The following is an 18,608-nucleotide window of genomic DNA, read 5'->3' as shown; positions in this document are numbered from 1 at the left end:
AATGTCCCTGCGATGGTATGTTGTTCATGCTTACTCAAACTTTGAAAATAAAGTTAAGCAAGGGTTAGAAGAAAGAATAAAGCGCGAAGGGCTAGAAAAATATTTTGGCAAGATTCTTGTTCCTACAGAGGAAGTGGTAGAGATGAGGATGGGTCAGCAAAGAAAAAGCGAGCGCAAGTTTTTCCCTGGTTACGTATTGGTTCAGATGGAGTTGACAGATGAAACTTGGCATCTTGTAAAAGATGTTCCGAGGGTTCTTGGTTTTATTGGAGGAACTTCTGACAGGCCAGCTCCTATATCTGAGCGCGAAGCTATGTCAATATTAAATAGAGTTGAAGAGGGTGTTAATAAGCCTAGACCTAAAACTTTATTTGAAGTTGGTGAAGTTTTGAGAATTATTGATGGCCCATTTAAAGATTTCAATGGTGCCGTCGAAGAAGTTAATTATGAAAAAAATAAATTGAAAATATCTGTGCTTATATTTGGAAGATCTACTTCTGTAGAGTTGGGATTTGGTCAGGTAGAAAAAAGCTAGTGTATTTGTCTTTATTAATTATTTATGGAGTCTCTGTCTGAATAAGGCAGGGATTTTTTGTGTCTTTGGGGAGCTGAAAATGCGTTTGTACCCATAATGGAGTAAAGAATGGCTAAGAAAATTACAGCATACATCAAGCTTCAAGTAAAGGCTGGTGAAGCAAACCCAAGTCCACCGATTGGTCCCGCTTTGGGTCAGCGTGGTGTAAATATTATGGAGTTTTGTAAAGCATTTAATGCCAAAACTCAAGATGTTGAAAAAGGCTTGCCGCTACCAGTAGTTATTACTGTGTATAGCGATCGTAGCTTTACATTTATTACTAAAACCCCTCCGGCGACTGTTTTGATTAAAAAAGCAACGGGTCTAAAAAGTGGTAGCAGTAATCCAAATACAAAAAAAGTTGGCACAATAACACGCGAGCAGCTTGAAGATATTGCCAAAATAAAAATGGAAGATTTGAATGCGGCTAATCTTGATGCTGCTGTAAAAACAATAGCAGGCAGTGCCCGTAGTATGGGTCTGAATGTGGAGGGGTTGTAATGGCTAAGTTAACAAAAAAAGCAAAACTGATTAAAGAAAAAGTTGATCGATCCAAGCAATATACTGTTGCAGAAGCTGTTCAGTTGTTGAAAGAGTTTGGTACATCAAAGTTTAACGAAGCCATTGATGTCAGTGTTAACTTGGGTGTTGATCCTCGTAAATCAGATCAAAATGTCCGTGGAGCTACAGTTTTACCAAATGGAACTGGTAAGGTTGTCAGGGTGGCTGTTTTTACCCAAGGCCCAAATGCTGATGCTGCAAGAGCTGCGGGTGCAGATATTGTAGGTATGGATGATTTGGGTGATCTGGTTAAAAAAGGCGAAATGAACTTTGATGTTGTGATTGCTTCTCCAGATGCTATGCGTGTGGTTGGTCAATTGGGTCAGATTTTAGGGCCAAGAGGCTTAATGCCAAACCCAAAAGTAGGGACTGTTACTGCTGATGTTGCCACTGCGGTTAAAAATGCAAAATCTGGTCAAGTTCGTTACCGTACTGATAAATCAGGCATTATTCACTGTACTTTGGGTAAATTAACTTTTGAAGATGCGGCAATCCAAGGTAATTTGGAAGCCTTAATTGCAGATTTAAAGAAAGCTAAGCCTGCGACATCAAAAGGTGTTTATATTAAAAAAATCACCTTATCATCAACAATGGGTCCAGGTCTTTGGTTGGATCCTAGCAGTTTTACTGCCTAAAATTTAAAGAACTTTGGGTTGCCGTTTTTGCGGTAACCGTCAAAGACCGCAGGTGTCCTAGACTTAATTTCCTGCGTAGACGGGTACTAGCCTAATAATAAATAGGTAAAGAACCGTAAGCTGCGTCTTTAAAATAAGTAAAGGAAGACTTTACGGTTTTATAAAAGATGCGTTTTGTTAATCTGATAATTCAGAAATATATCGGAGATAAGCTGTGGCACTAAATTTAGATGGCAAAAAAGCTGTCGTAGAAGAAGTTGCTGCAATCGCTGCTAAAGCCCATTCTGCTATTGCAGCAGAATATCGCGGTTTGACCGTAACGGAATTAACTGCGTTGCGTAAAACAGCAAGAGAAACAGGCGTCTATCTGCGAGTGGTAAAAAACACCTTGGCAAGACGTGCCGTAGCAGGGACAGAATTTGAATGTATGCAATCTGGGCTTGTTGGGCCTATGTTGATTGCATTTTCAATGGATGATCCTGGTTGTGCGGCTCGATTGATTGGTGATTTTGCAAAAGAACATAACAAATTAATCCCTAAAGTTGTTGCTATAGGCGGTCAAGTTTATGACTCAAGTGAATTGAGTCGATTGGCCAAATTGCCAACCCGCGATCAAGCAATCAGCTTGCTGATGGCGGTGATGAAAGCACCGATTGAGAAATTTGTCCGTACTTTGGCAGAGCCGCACGCAAAATTGGTTCGCACCGTTGCAGCGATTAAAGAACAGAAAGAAGCTGCGTAAGCTTTTAATACAGAAAACCTATTGAGGCACAATAAAAATGGCAATTACTAAAGAAGATATCTTAGAAGCTATCTCTAACATGAGCGTGATGGACGTTGTTGAGTTGATTTCAGCAATGGAAGAAAAATTTGGCGTTTCTGCTGCTGCAGTTGCAGTTGCTGCTGCGCCTGCTGCTGGTGCTGCTGCGCCTGCTGCTGAAGAGCAAACTGAGTTTGATGTTGTGTTGACAGGTTTTGGCGAAAACAAAGTAGCTGTTATTAAAACCGTCCGTGGCATCACCGGTTTGGGCTTGAAAGAAGCAAAAGACGCTGTTGAAGGCGTTCCAACTGTCCTGAAAGAAGGCGTTGCTAAAGCAGAAGCTGAAGACATCAAAAAACAACTTCTGGAAGCTGGCGCGACCGTCGATATCAAATAAGTACATCGACAAATCTTTGGCGTAAGCCATAAAAGCATGGCTGGTGGCATAAAGTCACCGGCCTTTTACTGTTTACAAAAGGTTTACAGTAAAAACACCCCTCTTATGAAAAAAGTTTGGAAGCGATATGTCCTACTCTTTTACCGAAAAAAAGCGTATTCGAAACAATTTTGGGAAAAGCCATGAAGTGCTTGAAGTTCCCTACCTTTTAGCCACTCAAATTAATTCCTATGCAAGTTTTCTGCAATCAGGTGTGGCTCCCGAGAAGCGTGCAGATATAGGTTTGCATGCGGCATTTTCTAGTGTATTCCCTATAGAAAGCCATTCCGGTTATGCGGTACTCGAATATGTTAGGTATCGGTTAGGAGAGCCTGTATTTGATGTAAGGGAATGTCAACAAAGAGGAGCAACTTTTGCTGCGCCATTGCGGGTATTGGTGCGCTTGGTCATTTATGACAAAGATGCGCCTGCTAATGCAAAGGTTGTAAAAGATATTCGCGAGCAAGAAGTCTATATGGGTGAATTGCCGCTGATGACCGAAAATGGCACGTTTGTCATTAATGGTACTGAGCGTGTTATTGTTTCCCAGTTGCACCGCTCACCAGGCGTTTTCTTCGATCATGACAAAGGTAAAACCCACTCTTCAGGCAAATTGCTGTTTAATGCCAGAGTGATTCCTTATCGTGGTTCTTGGTTAGATTTTGAATTTGACCATAAAGACTGCGTTTATGTGCGAATTGACCGTCGTAGAAAAATTCCAGCAACAATTTTGCTGAGAGCATTAGGTTTCGACAATGAAGACATGATTAAAATGTTTTACGAAACCAACAAATTCACTGTCAGCGCAGAAAAGTGTTTGTTCCAGTTTGTACCCGAGCGTTTGCGCGGCGAAATTGCTGCGTTTGATATAAAAGCTGGCGAAACTGTTCTGGTTGAAGAAGGCCGCAGAATTACCGCAAAACACATCCGCGAAATGAGCAAAGCGGGGTTGACCGAAGTTGTTGTGCCTAGAGAATACTTGGTCGGCAAAATATTAGGGCACAACCTGATTGACCAATCGACAGGTGAATTGATTGCCAATGTTAACGATGAAATCAGTGAAGTTTTACTGGATAAAGTAATCGATGCCGGTATTGTTGATATCAATACTTTGTATGTTAACGACTTGGATAGAGGCCCTTACATTTCTAACGCAATGCGCTTGGATGTGACCACCAATACACTGGAAGCATTGGTCGAAATTTATCGGATGATGAGACCTGGTGAGCCGCCAACGAAAGAATCAGCGGAAAACTTGTTCCAAAACCTGTTTTTTACCGACGAGCGTTATGATTTGTCGGCTGTTGGCCGGATGAAATTCAACCGTCGCCTTGGACGTGAAGAAGTCACTGGCACAGGTACGTTAACGAAAGAAGACATTATTGATGTTTTAAAAGAGCTGATAAACATCCGCAATGGTAACGGCAATGTTGACGATATTGACCATTTGGGCAATCGTCGCGTGCGTTCAGTGGGCGAGATGATTGAAAACCAATTCCGTGTCGGTTTGGTGCGCGTTGAGCGTGCGGTGAAGGAGCGTCTGACGTTGGCTGATTCTGAAGGCTTGATGCCACAAGAAATCATCAATGCCAAACCAGTTTCTGCAGCGGTTAAAGAATTTTTTGGCTCTAGCCAGCTGTCGCAATTTATGGACCAAAACAATCCGTTGTCACAAGTTACCCATAAACGCCGGGTATCAGCTTTGGGACCTGGTGGTTTGGCGCGCGAGCGGGCTGGTTTTGAGGTTCGTGACGTTCACGCCACCCATTATGGTCGCGTGTGTCCAATTGAGACACCAGAGGGTCCGAACATTGGTTTGATTAACTCTTTGTCGGTTTATGCCCGCACGAACGATTATGGTTTCCTAGAAACACCTTACCGTAAGGTGGTTGATGGCATCGTAACTGAAAACGTCGATTATTTGTCTGCGATTGAAGAAGGCGAATATGTTATTGCCCAGGCGTCTGTGCCGGTTGATGAAAGTGGCCGATTGGTTGACGGTTTGGTGTCTTGCCGCCATAAGGACGAGTTTACCTTGGCGATGTCCGATACCGTGCAATACATGGACGTATCGTCTAAGCAGATTGTTTCGGTCGCGGCTTCCATTATTCCGTTCTTGGAGCATGACGACGCGAACCGTGCATTAATGGGTTCCAACATGCAACGCCAAGCGGTACCTACGTTGCGCGCCGAAAAACCATTGGTGGGTACGGGGATGGAACGCACCGTAGCGAAAGACTCCGGTGTGACCGTGGTTGCCCGTCGTGGTGGACGTATCGAAATGGTCGATGCTGCCAGAATCGTGGTAAGGGTTAACGACACAGAAACAGAGTCTGGCACGCCTGGTGTGGATATTTACAATCTGACCAAATACACCCGCTCAAACCAAAACACCTGTATTAACCAAAAACCATTGGTTAAATTGGGCGACACCGTTAATGCCGGTGACATCCTTGCCGATGGCCCATCAACCGATATGGGCGAATTGGCGTTAGGCCAGAATATGCTGGTGGCATTTATGCCTTGGAATGGTTACAACTTCGAGGATTCCATTTTGGTCTCCGAGCGTGTTGTAAAAGAAGATCGTTTCACCACTATCCATATCGAAGAGAAAACTTGTGTCGCTCGAGATACCAAGCACAGCCCTGAAGAAATCACTGCCGATATTCCTAATGTCAGTGAAGAAGCCTTGTCCAAGTTGGATGAGTCCGGCATTGTTTACGTAGGTGCAGAAGTTAAAGGTGGGGACATTCTTGTTGGTAAAGTGACTCCCAAAGGCGAAACCCAGCTGACACCCGAAGAAAAATTGTTACGGGCTATCTTCGGTGAAAAAGCCGCTGACGTAAAAGATACTTCTTTGCGTGTACCGAGCAGTATCGAAGGTACAGTTATCGATGTGCAGGTCTTTACACGCGATGGTGTTAAAAAAGACAAACGCGCATTGGATATTGAACAAGAAGAAATCAAACGTTACCGCAAAGATTTGGATGACCAATTAAAAATCTTGGAAGGTGATATTTTTGACCGTGTCGCCAAGTTATTGATGGGCAAAGTCGCACAGTCAGGCCCGGCGCAATTGAAAGCCGGTACAGAAATTAGCGAAGACTATTTGCAAGGCTTAAAGCATTCAGATTGGTTAAAAATCAAAATGAAAGACGAAGAGCTTAATCTGCAATTAGAAACAGTTGCTGCCCAAATCGAACAACAGCGCAAAGATTTCGAAGAAAAATTCGAGATCAAAAAGAAGAAAATCACCATGGGTGATGATCTGCCTCCTGGCGTGTTGAAAATGGTCAAAGTCTACTTGGCGGTCAAACGCCGTATCCAGCCGGGTGACAAAATGGCGGGTCGACATGGTAACAAAGGTGTTATCTCGATGATTAGGCCCATTGAAGACATGCCTTATACCGCCGATGGCAATCCCGTTGACATCGTTCTAAACCCGTTGGGCGTACCTTCGCGGATGAACGTTGGTCAGGTTTTGGAAACCCACTTAGGTTGGGCTGCCAAAGGCTTGGGTATTAAAATCGGCAAAATGCTGGAAGCACGGGCCAAAGTCATTGAAATTCGTGGATTCTTGGAAAAAATCTACAACAGCAGTGGCAGAAAAGAAGATTTGGATTCGTTCTCCGACGCTGAAATCATTGAGATGGCCAGCAATCTAGTTGCCGGTGTGCCGATGGCAACCCCTGTATTCGATGGTGCTAGCGAAGATGACATTCGTCTGATGTTGAAACTTGCCGATTTACCAGAACACGGTCAAACCGTTTTGTATGATGGTTTGACAGGTGAGCCGTTCGAGCGTGAAGTCACAGTAGGCTACATGTACATGCTGAAATTGAACCACTTGGTTGACGACAAAATGCATGCGCGCTCTACCGGGCCATATAGCTTGGTTACGCAGCAGCCGTTGGGTGGTAAAGCCCAGTTTGGTGGTCAGCGTTTCGGTGAGATGGAGGTTTGGGCATTGGAAGCTTACGGTGCCGCTTATACCTTGCAGGAAATGCTCACGGTCAAATCGGACGACGTCACTGGACGTACGCGTATGTACAAAAATATTGTCGATGGTGACCATAAAATGGAAGCGGGTATGCCGGAATCATTCAATGTATTGATTAAAGAAATCCGATCTTTAGCCGTCAATATAGAGTTGGATCGCGAATAATCGCCAACGCTAAGGTTTGCTATTCAGGGTAAAAGTCGCTATTGGCTTTTACCCAAACTTGATTTGATGACTGATATACCCAGCTTCGGCGCAGCCGGAGCCAATTAAAAAGGGGAGACTCTCTTGAAAGATTTAATGAATTTCTTAAAACGCCAAGGCCGTGCCGATGACTTTGATGGCATCAGTATTGGCTTGGCATCACCAGACATGATTCGGTCTTGGTCTTATGGTGAAGTTAAAAAACCAGAAACGATCAATTACCGTACATTCAAACCAGAGCGTGACGGATTGTTCTGTGCCAAGATTTTTGGCCCTGTCAGCGATTACGAATGTTTGTGCGGAAAATATAAACGCCTAAAGCATCGCGGTGTCATTTGCGAAAAATGTGGCGTTGAAGTGACTTTGTCAAAAGTACGCCGCGAGCGTATGGGGCATATTGATTTGGCAAGCCCTGTCGCACACATTTGGTTTTTGAAATCATTGCCTTCGCGTATCGCCCTATTATTGGATATGACGCTCAGAGAAATTGAGCGTGTATTGTATTTTGAATCTTTCGTAGTACTTGATCCAGGTTTGACGCCTTTAGAAAAAGGCCAATTGTTGACCGACGATGAGTATTTGGATGCTGTAGAGCAGCATGGCGATGATTTTATCGCCAAAATGGGTGCGGAAGCGATCTATGATCTGTTGAAAGCGATTGATTTAAAAGAGCAAGTTGAGACTCTTAGAGAAGAAATCAATTCCACTAACTCTGAAACAAAAATTAAAAAATACGCCAAACGCTTGAAGGTAATGGATGCCTTGTTGGCCTCTAAAAATCGTCCGGAATGGATGATTTTACAAGTGTTGCCTGTATTGCCGCCAGAGTTGCGCCCATTGGTACCTTTGGATGGTGGTCGTTTTGCGACTTCTGATCTCAATGACTTGTACCGTCGGGTCATCAACAGAAATAATCGTCTAAACCGTTTATTGGATTTGAATGCGCCGGACATTATTGTCCGTAACGAAAAGCGTATGCTGCAAGAATCGGTCGATGCTTTGTTGGATAACGGTCGTCGTGGTCGCGCCATTACCGGTACTAACAGACGTCCGCTGAAATCTTTGGCGGATATGATTAAAGGTAAACAAGGCCGTTTCCGTCAAAACTTGTTGGGTAAACGAGTTGACTATTCGGGTCGTTCGGTAATTGTTGTGGGGCCAACGCTGAGATTGCATCAGTGTGGTTTGCCGAAAAAAATGGCTTTGGAGCTGTTCAAACCCTTTATCTTTAGCAAATTACAGTTCCGTGGCTTGGCGACAACCATTAAGGCAGCCAAAAAAATGGTTGAACGCGAAGGTGCAGAGGTTTGGGATATTCTTGAAGAAGTCATCCGCGAGCATCCTATTTTGCTCAATCGTGCGCCGACGTTGCACAGATTAGGTATCCAAGCTTTTGAGCCAACCCTGATTGAAGGCAAGGCCATTCAGTTGCACCCGTTAGTTTGTAGCGCATTCAACGCTGACTTTGACGGCGACCAGATGGCTGTGCATATTCCGTTGTCAATCGAAGCGCAGTTGGAAGCCAGAACGTTGATGATGGCGACCAATAATATTTTGTCGCCTGCGAACGGTGAGCCAGTTATCAATCCATCACAAGACGTGGTTTTGGGTTTGTATTACATTAGCCGTGAGAAGATCAACGCTAAAGGCGATGGAACGGTCTTTGGTGATGTGAACGAAGTGCAAAAGGCATTACAGTTTAAAAGTGTCGAGTTACAGTCAAAAATCCAACTGCGGGTAACTGAGCTGTTGTTGGATGAAGAGGGTGTGCGCGTTCCGAAAACCCGCCGTGTCAATACAACGGTTGGTCGTGCGCTGATTTGGGAAGTTGTGCCTAACCGTATGCCATTCGATTTGGTTAACTGCGATATGACCAAAAAGAACATCTCGCGTTTAATCAACTATAGCTACCGTTATTTGGGTAATAAAGACACTGTCATTTTGGCTGATCAGTTAATGTATCTTGGTTTTAGGTACGCAACCCGTTCTGGCGTGTCTTTCGGTATTGAAGACATGGCGATCCCAGCTAAAAAGGCCGACATCATTGCTTCCGCTGAAGCCGAAGTTAATGAAATCCAAAGCCAGTATGCTTCAGGTTTAGTTACGGACGGCGAACGCTACAACAAGGTTGTCGACATTTGGTCTCATGCTAACGATCAAGTTGCGAAAGTGATGATGGATGGTTTGGGTGAAGAGTCTGTTGTTGACCGTGATGGCAATACAGTCAAACAGAAATCCTTCAACTCCATCTTTATGATGGCGGAATCGGGAGCGAGGGGTTCGGCGGCACAGATTCGTCAGTTAGCAGGTATGCGTGGTTTGATGGCAAAACCAGACGGTTCTATTATTGAGACGCCTATTACCGCGAACTTCCGGGAAGGTTTGGACGTATTGCAGTACTTTATTTCAACTCACGGTGCCCGCAAAGGTTTGGCGGATACCGCTTTGAAAACCGCAAACTCAGGTTACTTGACACGCCGATTGGTGGATGTTGCCCAAGATTTGGTAATTACCAGTCAAGATTGCGGTACATCAAATGGCTTGGTCATGATGCCGATCATCGAAGGCGGAGATGTGGTTGAACCGCTTTCCGAACGAGTGCTAGGCCGTGTGGCGGCAGTCGATGTGTTGGATGGTTCTGGCGAAAATATTGTTGTACCAAGAGGAACTTTGCTAAACGAGCATTGGGTTGCCGTTTTGGAAGCACAAAGTGTTGACCAAATTTTGGTGCGTTCAATCATTACCTGTGAAAACAGACATGGCGTATGTGCTGCTTGTTACGGGCGTGATCTAGGACGCGGTCACTTGGTTAATATCGGTGAAGCGGTCGGTGTTATCGCCGCCCAGTCAATCGGTGAGCCTGGTACTCAGTTGACAATGCGTACCTTCCACATTGGTGGTGCTGCATCGCGTTCAGCTGCTATCAGTAACGTACAGGTCAAGTCTGCCGGAACTGTCCGTCTGACCAACTTGAAATCGGTTATTAACCGCGAAGGCAACTTGGTGGCTGTTTCCCGTTCTGGTGAGGTTGGCGTGGTTGACGATTACGGTCGTGAGCGTGAACGCTATAAAATTCCATACGGTGCAGTATTGTCCGTACAGGAAGGCTCAAAAGTTAACGCCGGTGACATTATTGTAACGTGGGATCCCTTTACCCACCCAGTAATCACTGAGGTGGACGGTATTGTTGAATTGATTCATTTCGTTGACGGCGTTACTGTACAGAAACAATCTGACGAAGTGACGGGTTTGAGTTCTCTGGTTGTTACTGATCCTAAGCAAAGGGGTAGTGCTGGTCGCGAGCTGCGTCCGATGGTTAAATTGACCGATAAGGACGGTAATGGAATTAATTTGCCTGGAACCGAAATTCCAGCCCAATACTTCTTACCGGCTGGCGCGATTGCGGGTATTAAGGACGGCGGAGAAGTTAAGGTCGGTGACGTTCTGGCAAGGATTCCACAGGAATCCAGTAAAACGAGGGATATTACCGGTGGTTTGCCGCGCGTAGCCGATTTGTTTGAAGCGCGTAAAACAAAAGACCCCGCCATTCTTGCCGAAACAAGCGGTACTATTTCATTCGGTAAAGAAACAAAAGGTAAGCAGCGCGTTATTATTACCGATGGTACTGGCGAGCAAGTAGAAACCTTAATTCCTAAATGGCGTCACATCACTGTTTTTGAAGGTGAATATGTAGAAAAAGGTGAGACGATTGCTGAAGGTGAATTGACTCCGCATGACATTCTAAGATTGCGTGGCATTGAAGAGTTGGCAAATTATCTGGTCAAAGAAATTCAAGACGTTTATCGTTTGCAAGGTGTAAAAATCAACGACAAACATATCGAAGCGATTATTCGTCAGATGTTAAGAAAAGTTGAGATTACAGCTTCTGGCGACACTGGTTTCTTGAAAGGTGACCAAGTAGAGCGCTCATTAATGCGTTTTGAAAATGACAAGGTTGAATCAGAAGGTAAGATTCCTGCAAGTTATGAGTCAATCTTGCTGGGTATTACAAAAGCTTCGTTAGCAACCGAATCATTTATCTCGGCAGCATCATTCCAAGAAACAACGAGAGTGTTGACGGATGCCGCTGTAAGAGGCTTGAGTGATGGCTTGATAGGCCTTAAAGAAAACGTAATTGTGGGTCGATTAATTCCTGCAGGTACAGGGCTTGCTTACCATGATGCCCGTAAAAACAAGTTTGTTCCACAGGTTGAATCTGAATCGGAAAACAGCATGGCTGTTGATGCAGAAGAGGCTTTAAAACAAGCATTAAATATTTAGAAAGATTCCTAACAATAAAAATCTTCTTGACCTAAATCAGAATGGCGAGTACTATAGCCAGCTAACATAAATTAACGTGATTTAGTCGAGTCGGATCATATTTAACCGTCAGTGGATGTTGTCGCTAGACGGTTAATTTTTTATTGCCTGACAGTTAAATTAAAACCGGAGTATTTGAAGATATGGCCACGATCAATCAGCTGGTTCGTAAGCCGCGTGCTAAAAGAATAGAAAAAAGCAATGTACCCGCTTTAGAGGCTTGTCCTCAGCGACGAGGTGTATGTACGCGAGTTTATACCACAACACCAAAAAAACCAAACTCTGCACTACGTAAGGTGGCAAGGGTTAGGTTGACCAACGGATCTGAGGTAAGTAGCTACATCGGTGGTGAGGGGCATAATCTTCAAGAGCATTCCGTGGTCTTGATTAGAGGTGGTAGGGTTAAAGACTTGCCAGGTGTTCGTTATCACGTGGTTCGTGGTAGTTTGGATGCTTCAGGTGTGACCAACAGAAGATGTGGTCGCTCAAAATATGGAACAAAACGGCCTAAGAGCTAAGATTCGGTTGGTGATAAATGTCTAGAAGAAGAGTTGCTACAAAAAGGGAAATAATTCCAGATCCTCGGTTTGGTAGTGTTATGCTGACCAAATTCATGAATATGATTATGGAAAGCGGAAAGAAGTCGATCGCTGAAAGTATTGTCTATGGTGCATTAGATGTTATTGAGTCTAAAGGTCATGCGGTTCCTTTGGATGTATTGTCAAAAGCGCTTGAGAATGTACAGCCAAGAGTTGAGGTTAAATCTCGTCGGGTTGGTGGTGCTACATATCAGGTTCCTGTTGAGGTTCGTCCTTCAAGAAGGTTGGCTTTGGCAATGCGTTGGTTGATTGATGCTTCGCGTAAAAGGAATGAGCGCACCATGGCAAAGAAACTGGCTGGCGAGTTGATGGAGGCTTTTGAGGGTAGAGGCACAGCAGCTAAGAAGCGTGAGGATACGCACAGAATGGCAGAGGCTAACAAGGCGTTCTCACATTATCGTTGGTAATTAGAAAAAGGTTGCGGTTGTGGCTCGTAAGACGCCGATAAGTAAATATAGAAATATCGGCATTATGGCGCACATAGATGCTGGAAAGACAACAACAACTGAGCGTATTTTGTTTTATACCGGTGTTTCTCACAAGTTGGGTGAGGTGCATGATGGTACGGCTACGATGGATTGGATGGAGCAGGAGCAGGAGCGAGGGATAACAATAACATCTGCGGCTACCACTTGTTTTTGGAGTGGTATGGAAAAGCAGTTTGACGAGCACCGTATAAATATTATTGATACGCCTGGTCATGTTGATTTTACGATCGAAGTCGAACGTTCGTTAAGGGTGCTTGATGGTGCTTGTGCGGTTTTCTGTGCTGTAGGTGGTGTAGAGCCGCAATCTGAAACGGTTTGGCGTCAAGCAGATAAATATCACGTTCCACGTTTGGTTTTTGTTAATAAGATGGATCGTACTGGCGCTAATTACTTTAGGGTCATTGAGCAGATAAAGCAGAGGCTGGGCGCAAGAGCTGTTCCAATGCAGTTGCCGATCGGTGCTGAAGATAAGTTTGAAGGCGTTGTGGATCTGGTCAAGATGAAGGCGATATATTGGGATGATGCCAGTATGGGTATGTCTTTTGTAGAAAAAGAAATTCCTGTTGATATGTTTGAGCTGTGCAGTAAATGGCGAGAGCATATGGTTGAGGCAGCAGCTGATGGTAGTGATAGTCTCATGGACAAATATCTTGAAGAAGGTGATTTGTCAATTGATGAGATACGTCAAGGTATTCGCTTAGGCTCTTTGTCTAATAGATTGGTTCCTGCTTTTTGTGGCTCAGCCTTTAAGAATAAAGGTGTCCAGACTGTTTTGGATGCTGTTATTGAGTATTTGCCAGCGCCAAGTGATGTTCCTGCAATTGTTGGTCATTTAGATGATGGGGTTGGTCAGGCAGAAAGACGTGCAAATGATGACGAACCATTTGCCTCATTAGCTTTTAAGATTGCAACCGATCCGTTCGTTGGAACATTGACGTTTTTCAGGGTTTATTCGGGTGTTTTGCGTTCTGGCGATGCTGTATACAATTCAGTAAAAAAGAAAAGAGAGCGCATTGGTCGCATTGTTCAAATGCATGCCAATAGCAGAGAAGAAGTGAAAGAAGTGTATGCAGGTGATATAGCGGCTGCAATTGGTCTTAAGGATGTGACCACCGGCGATACGCTGTGCGATTCCGGTAGTGTAGTTGTTTTGGAAAAAATGGATTTTCCAGATCCGGTAATTTCAGTAGCAGTAGAGCCAAAAACAAAAGCAGACCAAGATAAAATGGGTGTTGCTTTAGCTAAATTGGCTCAGGAAGATCCTTCGTTTAGGGTAAGCACAGATGACGATTCAGGGCAGATCATCATTTCAGGGATGGGAGAGCTTCATCTAGAAATTATTGTCGATAGACTGAAAAGAGAGTTTGGAGTCCAGGCTAATGTGGGTGCGCCCCAGGTTGCTTATCGGGAGACCGTGAAAATCGCTGTTGAACATGAATGCAAGTTTATAAGGCAGTCAGGCGGTAAAGGCCAATATGGACATGTTTGGTTAAGGATTGAACCAAAAGATGAAGGGGCTGGTTATGAATTCGTCAATGAAGTTGTAGGTGGGGTTGTTCCTAAGGAATATATCCCAGCCGTTGATAAAGGCGTACAGGAGCAGTTGAAAAGCGGTGTATTGGCTGGTTATCCTGTTTTAGATGTAAAGGTGTCTTTATTTGATGGTTCTTATCATGATGTTGATTCGAGCGAAATGGCTTTCAAAATTGCTGGCTCTATGTGTTTCAGAGAAGGCGCAAGAAAAGCCAATCCGGTTTTGCTTGAACCAATTATGAAAGTTGAGGTTGCAACACCAGAGGATTATATGGGCGATGTGGTTGGTGATATTAACCGACGTCGCGGTATCATCCAAGGCATGGAAGATACGCCCTCAGGTAAGATGATTAGCTGCGAAGTACCGTTAGCGGAGATGTTCGGTTATGCGACTGATCTGCGATCAGCTACACAGGGTCGTGCTACCTATACAATGCAGTTTGCAAAATATAATGAAACGCCTGCAAGCATAGCAGAGGCAATCGTTAAAAAATCTTCATAAAGTTGAATAAATAAAACAAAGGTATTAACTCATGGCCAAAGAAAAATTTTCCAGAAATAAGCCGCACGTAAACGTAGGCACGATCGGTCACGTTGACCACGGCAAAACAACCTTGACAGCAGCATTGACTACTGTAATGGCAAAAATCCACGGTGGTGCGGTTAAAGCGTTCGACCAAATTGATAATGCACCCGAAGAGCGTGCGCGTGGTATCACCATTGCAACATCACACGTTGAATATGAATCATCAAAACGCCATTACGCACACGTTGACTGCCCAGGCCATGCTGACTATGTAAAAAACATGATCACCGGTGCGGCGCAAATGGATGGCGCTATTTTGGTTTGTTCAGCAGCTGACGGCCCAATGCCACAAACGCGTGAGCACATCCTGTTATCAAGACAGGTTGGCGTACCTTATATTGTTGTGTTCCTGAACAAAGCCGACATGGTTGACGACGAAGAGTTGATCGAACTGGTTGAGATGGAATTGCGCGAACTGCTCGATATGTACGAATTCCCAGGCGACGATACCCCAATCATCCGTGGTTCAGCCTTATTGGCCTTGCAAGGCGACCAAAGCGACATCGGCGAAGCCTCTGTTGTCCGTCTTGTTGAAGCGCTAGACAGCTATATCCCAGAACCAGAACGTGCCGTTGATGGTGCATTCCTAATGCCAATCGAAGACGTATTCTCGATTTCAGGCCGTGGTACTGTAGTAACTGGCCGTATTGAGCGCGGTATCATCAAAGTCGGTCAAGAAGTTGAAATCGTCGGCATCAAAGCCACTGTGACAACCACCGTAACTGGTGTTGAAATGTTCCGTAAATTGTTGGATCAAGGTGAAGCGGGCGATAACGTTGGTTTATTGTTGCGTGGTACTAAACGTGATGACGTGGAACGTGGTCAAGTATTGGCGCACAAAGGCACCATCAAGCCGCATGCCCATTTCAACGCAGAAATCTACGTGTTGTCAAAAGAAGAGGGTGGTCGTCACACGCCATTCTTCGACGGTTACCGTCCACAGTTCTACTTCCGTACCACAGACGTAACTGGCGCAGTTAAATTGCCAGAAGGCGTTGAAATGGTAATGCCTGGTGACAACATCTCCGTTAGCGTGAAACTGATTTCACCAATCGCTATGGAAGAAGGTCTACGTTTTGCAATCCGTGAAGGTGGTCGTACTGTCGGCGCGGGTGTTGTTGCTTCAATCATTGAGTAATAAATATGTCTAATCAAACTATCAGAATCCGTTTGAAATCTTTCGACCATAAATTGATCGATCAATCGGCTAGCGAGATAGTAGAAACAGCAAGAAGAACGGGCGCCCAGATAAAGGGTCCTATTCCTTTGCCTACTAAAAAAGAACGTTTCACCATTTTGATATCACCGCATGTAAATAAAGATGCGCGTGATCAATATGAATTAAGAACATACAAAAGGCTGTTGGATATTGTTGAACCAACAGACAAAACCGTTGATGCATTGATGAAGCTTGATCTTGCAGCTGGCGTGGATGTTCAAATAAAGTTGAATTAATTGAGGAATTGGCAGATGTCAATAGGTCTTATTGGTCGTAAATGTGGAATGACCAGAGTTTTTTGTGAAGATGGAACTTCTGTACCGGTTACAGTGTTACAGATTGATTCTAATCGGGTCACTCAGGTTAAAACTGTTGAGCGTGATGGATACAAATCGATCCAAGTAACAGCAGGTGAAGTTAAATCATCGAGAGTCAATAAAGCAATGGCAGGGCATTATGCTGCTGCAAATGTGACTGCTGGTCGTGGTCTTTGGGAGTTTCGTCTTGCTGAAAACGAAGGCAATGATTTGTCTGCCGGTTCTGAATTATCCGTTGGTGTCTTTAGTGAAGGTCAAGTGGTTGATGTTCAGGCTAGAAGCATTGGTAAAGGATTTGCTGGTGGTATCAAACGCCACAATTTCCATATGCAAGATGCTACCCACGGCAACTCAGTATCGCATAGGGTATTAGGCTCTATCGGTATGAACCAGACTCCTGGTCGAGTTTTTAAGGGTAAAAAAATGGCGGGTCATATGGGCGCGGCTATTACTACTGTGCAAAATTTGACTATTCAAGCCATCGATGTTGAGCGTAACTTGATATTGGTTAAAGGGGCTGTGCCTGGTTCAAAAGGAAGTGATGTTGTTATCACGCCAGCTTCAAAAGTTAAGAGAAAAGGATAAGTCATGAGTTTACATATCCCAGCGTTAAGTTCAAAGGATGCAGTTGCATCACTAGAAGTGGCAGAAGCTGTATTTGGTCAAACGTATAACGAAACATTAGTTCATCAGCTTGTGACTCGCTACCTTGCGGGTGCAAGAGCAGGTACTAAAGCCCAAAAAACACGTTCTGACGTAAGCGGCGGCGGAAGTAAGCCTTGGCGTCAAAAAGGAACGGGTCAAGCTCGTTCAGGTAGTACACGAAGCCCAATTTGGCGGACAGGTGGTGTTACTTTTGCTGCAAGACCAAGATCATACGAACAAAAACTGAACAAAAAAATGTTCCGTGTTGGTATTCGCTCAATTCTTTCTGAATTATTGAGACAAGAGCGTTTGGTAGTTAGTAATGCTATCGTGCCAAGCACTCCTAAAACGAAAGAGTTGTTGGCTTCTTTAAAAGAAGTTGTTGGCAAACGTATTTTGATAGTGGTTGCGGATGTTGAGCCAAATTTGTTTTTGGCAGCTAGAAATATTCCATATGTTGAAGTTATCGAAGCTATTAACTTAAGTCCTGTACTTTTAGTTGGTGCCGATAAGGTTATCATGACGCCAGATGCGCTGAAGAAAATTGAGGAGCATTTAGCATGAAATTAAGCGTATATGAATTAGCTTCAATTATTGAAGCACCAGTCATTTCAGAAAAAGCAACAATTGGTGCTGAAAAAAATCGCCAATTTGTGTTTAAAGTTAAAAAAAGTGCAAACAAAATTGAAATAAAAGACGCGGTGGAAGCCATGTTTAATGTTGAGGTTGATTCTGTCAACGTACTCAATGTTAAAGGCAAAGAAAAGCGGTTCGGACGTTCCGTTTATCATAAATCTGATTGGAAAAAGGCCTACGTTAAGTTAAAACCAGGCCACGATATAGAATTTTCCGCTGTTTAATAAATAAAGAAGGCCAATAGGAAACGGTAAAATCATGGCGATTGTAAAGTCAAAACCGACATCACCAGGATCGAGGTTTGTAATACGCATCAAAACTGATGGTTTGCATAAAGGCAAGCCATATGCCCCTTTGCTTGAAAAAAATAGCAAAACGGGTGGTCGTAACAATATGGGGCGTATTACGACACGCCATGTCGGTGGTGGTCATAAACAACATTACCGTATTATCGACTTTAAAAGAAACAAGCTGGATATTCCGGCAGTAGTAGAACGTTTGGAATATGATCCAAACCGCACAGCTAATATCGCCTTAATCCTGTTTAAGGATGGTGAGCGCAGATATATTATCGCTCCAAAAGGTCTGGAAGTTGGTCAAGAAATATTGTCATCCGAGACAGTGCCTGTCAAACCCGGCAACTGTATGCCATTAAGAAATATACCAATGGGTACAACACTGCATTGTGTTGAGCTAAAGCCTGGTAAAGGTGCCCAAATTGCTAGAAGTGCAGGCACTTCTGTGCAGTTGGTAGCAAGGGATGGCATGCATGCAACAATCAGATTACGTTCTGGTGAGATGCGTAAAGTTATGGCTGATTGTCGTGCTGTAATTGGTGAGGTATCTAATTCTGAGCATAATCTTTCTTCGCTAGGTAAAGCGGGCGCATCAAGATGGCGCGGCATCCGACCTACCGTAAGGGGGGTTGTAATGAACCCGGTTGACCATCCGCACGGTGGTGGTGAAGGTCGTACTTCAGGTGGCAGGCATCCAGTTTCTCCTTGGGGTATGCCAACTAAAGGTTATAAAACCAGAAAAAACAAACGCACTGACAATATGATCGTCAGACGCCGCAAGCAAAAATAGTGAGGGTTT

The 18,608-nt window shown here is 44.2% G+C and carries 16 protein-coding genes; all 16 read left to right on the top strand.

From position 1 onward, the window contains the following. Nucleotide 1 precedes the first annotated feature (1 nt). Nucleotides 2–535 carry a transcription termination/antitermination protein NusG gene (nusG, locus tag ACYQ1O_RS00790; RefSeq protein WP_459989600.1) on the top strand — a complete coding sequence of 178 codons (534 nt, stop codon included), beginning with the start codon at nucleotides 2–4 and terminating at the stop codon, nucleotides 533–535. Between the two features lie 108 nt (nucleotides 536–643). Beyond that, entirely contained in the window at nucleotides 644–1,075 is a 432-nt protein-coding gene (rplK, locus tag ACYQ1O_RS00785; protein ID WP_459989598.1) for a 50S ribosomal protein L11, read from the top strand. After that, entirely contained in the window at nucleotides 1,075–1,770 is a 696-nt protein-coding gene (gene rplA, locus ACYQ1O_RS00780; protein ID WP_459989596.1) for a 50S ribosomal protein L1, read from the top strand. Before rplK ends, rplA begins: the two co-directional genes overlap by 1 nt. Nucleotides 1,771–1,984: 214 nt before the next feature. Then, entirely contained in the window at nucleotides 1,985–2,512 is a 528-nt protein-coding gene (rplJ, locus tag ACYQ1O_RS00775; RefSeq protein WP_459989594.1) for a 50S ribosomal protein L10, read from the top strand. Between the two features lie 37 nt (nucleotides 2,513–2,549). Next, the gene (gene rplL, locus ACYQ1O_RS00770) at nucleotides 2,550–2,927 is read left to right on the top strand and encodes a 50S ribosomal protein L7/L12 (RefSeq protein WP_459989592.1); all 378 of its coding nucleotides are present in this window, start codon (nucleotides 2,550–2,552) and stop codon (nucleotides 2,925–2,927) included. A 127-nt stretch (nucleotides 2,928–3,054) separates the two neighbouring features. Further along, a complete protein-coding gene (gene rpoB, locus ACYQ1O_RS00765) occupies nucleotides 3,055–7,131 on the top strand; it encodes a DNA-directed RNA polymerase subunit beta (RefSeq protein ID WP_459989590.1) in 4,077 nt (1,358 codons plus the stop codon). A 135-nt stretch (nucleotides 7,132–7,266) separates the two neighbouring features. Continuing rightward, entirely contained in the window at nucleotides 7,267–11,451 is a 4,185-nt protein-coding gene (gene rpoC, locus ACYQ1O_RS00760) for a DNA-directed RNA polymerase subunit beta' (protein WP_459989588.1), read from the top strand. Between the two features lie 182 nt (nucleotides 11,452–11,633). Further along, nucleotides 11,634–12,008 carry a 30S ribosomal protein S12 gene (rpsL, locus tag ACYQ1O_RS00755; RefSeq protein ID WP_459989585.1) on the top strand — a complete coding sequence of 125 codons (375 nt, stop codon included), beginning with the start codon at nucleotides 11,634–11,636 and terminating at the stop codon, nucleotides 12,006–12,008. A gap of 17 nt (nucleotides 12,009–12,025) precedes the next feature. Then, nucleotides 12,026–12,496 (top strand): 30S ribosomal protein S7, encoded by a 471-nt coding sequence (rpsG, locus tag ACYQ1O_RS00750; RefSeq protein ID WP_459989583.1) that lies wholly within the window; start codon nucleotides 12,026–12,028, stop codon nucleotides 12,494–12,496. Between the two features lie 19 nt (nucleotides 12,497–12,515). Further along, a complete protein-coding gene (gene fusA / locus ACYQ1O_RS00745; protein ID WP_459989581.1) occupies nucleotides 12,516–14,612 on the top strand; it encodes an elongation factor G in 2,097 nt (698 codons plus the stop codon). Nucleotides 14,613–14,643: 31 nt separating this feature from the next. Further along, nucleotides 14,644–15,834, top strand: coding sequence for an elongation factor Tu (gene tuf / locus ACYQ1O_RS00740; RefSeq protein ID WP_459989579.1), 1,191 nt, complete (start codon nucleotides 14,644–14,646; stop codon nucleotides 15,832–15,834). 5 nt (nucleotides 15,835–15,839) lie between these two features. After that, a complete protein-coding gene (gene rpsJ / locus ACYQ1O_RS00735; RefSeq protein WP_459989578.1) occupies nucleotides 15,840–16,151 on the top strand; it encodes a 30S ribosomal protein S10 in 312 nt (103 codons plus the stop codon). 15 nt (nucleotides 16,152–16,166) lie between these two features. Further along, nucleotides 16,167–16,817, top strand: a complete 651-nt coding sequence (gene rplC / locus ACYQ1O_RS00730; protein ID WP_459989576.1) for a 50S ribosomal protein L3 — start codon at nucleotides 16,167–16,169, stop codon at nucleotides 16,815–16,817. A gap of 3 nt (nucleotides 16,818–16,820) precedes the next feature. Beyond that, entirely contained in the window at nucleotides 16,821–17,441 is a 621-nt protein-coding gene (rplD, locus tag ACYQ1O_RS00725) for a 50S ribosomal protein L4 (RefSeq protein WP_459989574.1), read from the top strand. After that, nucleotides 17,438–17,737: a 50S ribosomal protein L23 gene (rplW, locus tag ACYQ1O_RS00720; protein ID WP_459989572.1), complete on the top strand. Its 300-nt coding sequence runs from the start codon at nucleotides 17,438–17,440 to the stop codon at nucleotides 17,735–17,737. Before rplD ends, rplW begins: the two co-directional genes overlap by 4 nt. A gap of 34 nt (nucleotides 17,738–17,771) precedes the next feature. Continuing rightward, entirely contained in the window at nucleotides 17,772–18,599 is an 828-nt protein-coding gene (gene rplB, locus ACYQ1O_RS00715) for a 50S ribosomal protein L2 (RefSeq protein WP_459989570.1), read from the top strand. Nucleotides 18,600–18,608 lie beyond the last annotated feature (9 nt).

The organism is Methylosoma difficile (assembly GCF_054657615.1).
The sequence above is the reverse complement of the archived record's forward strand: the minus strand, read 5'-3'. Positions and strand labels throughout refer to the sequence as shown.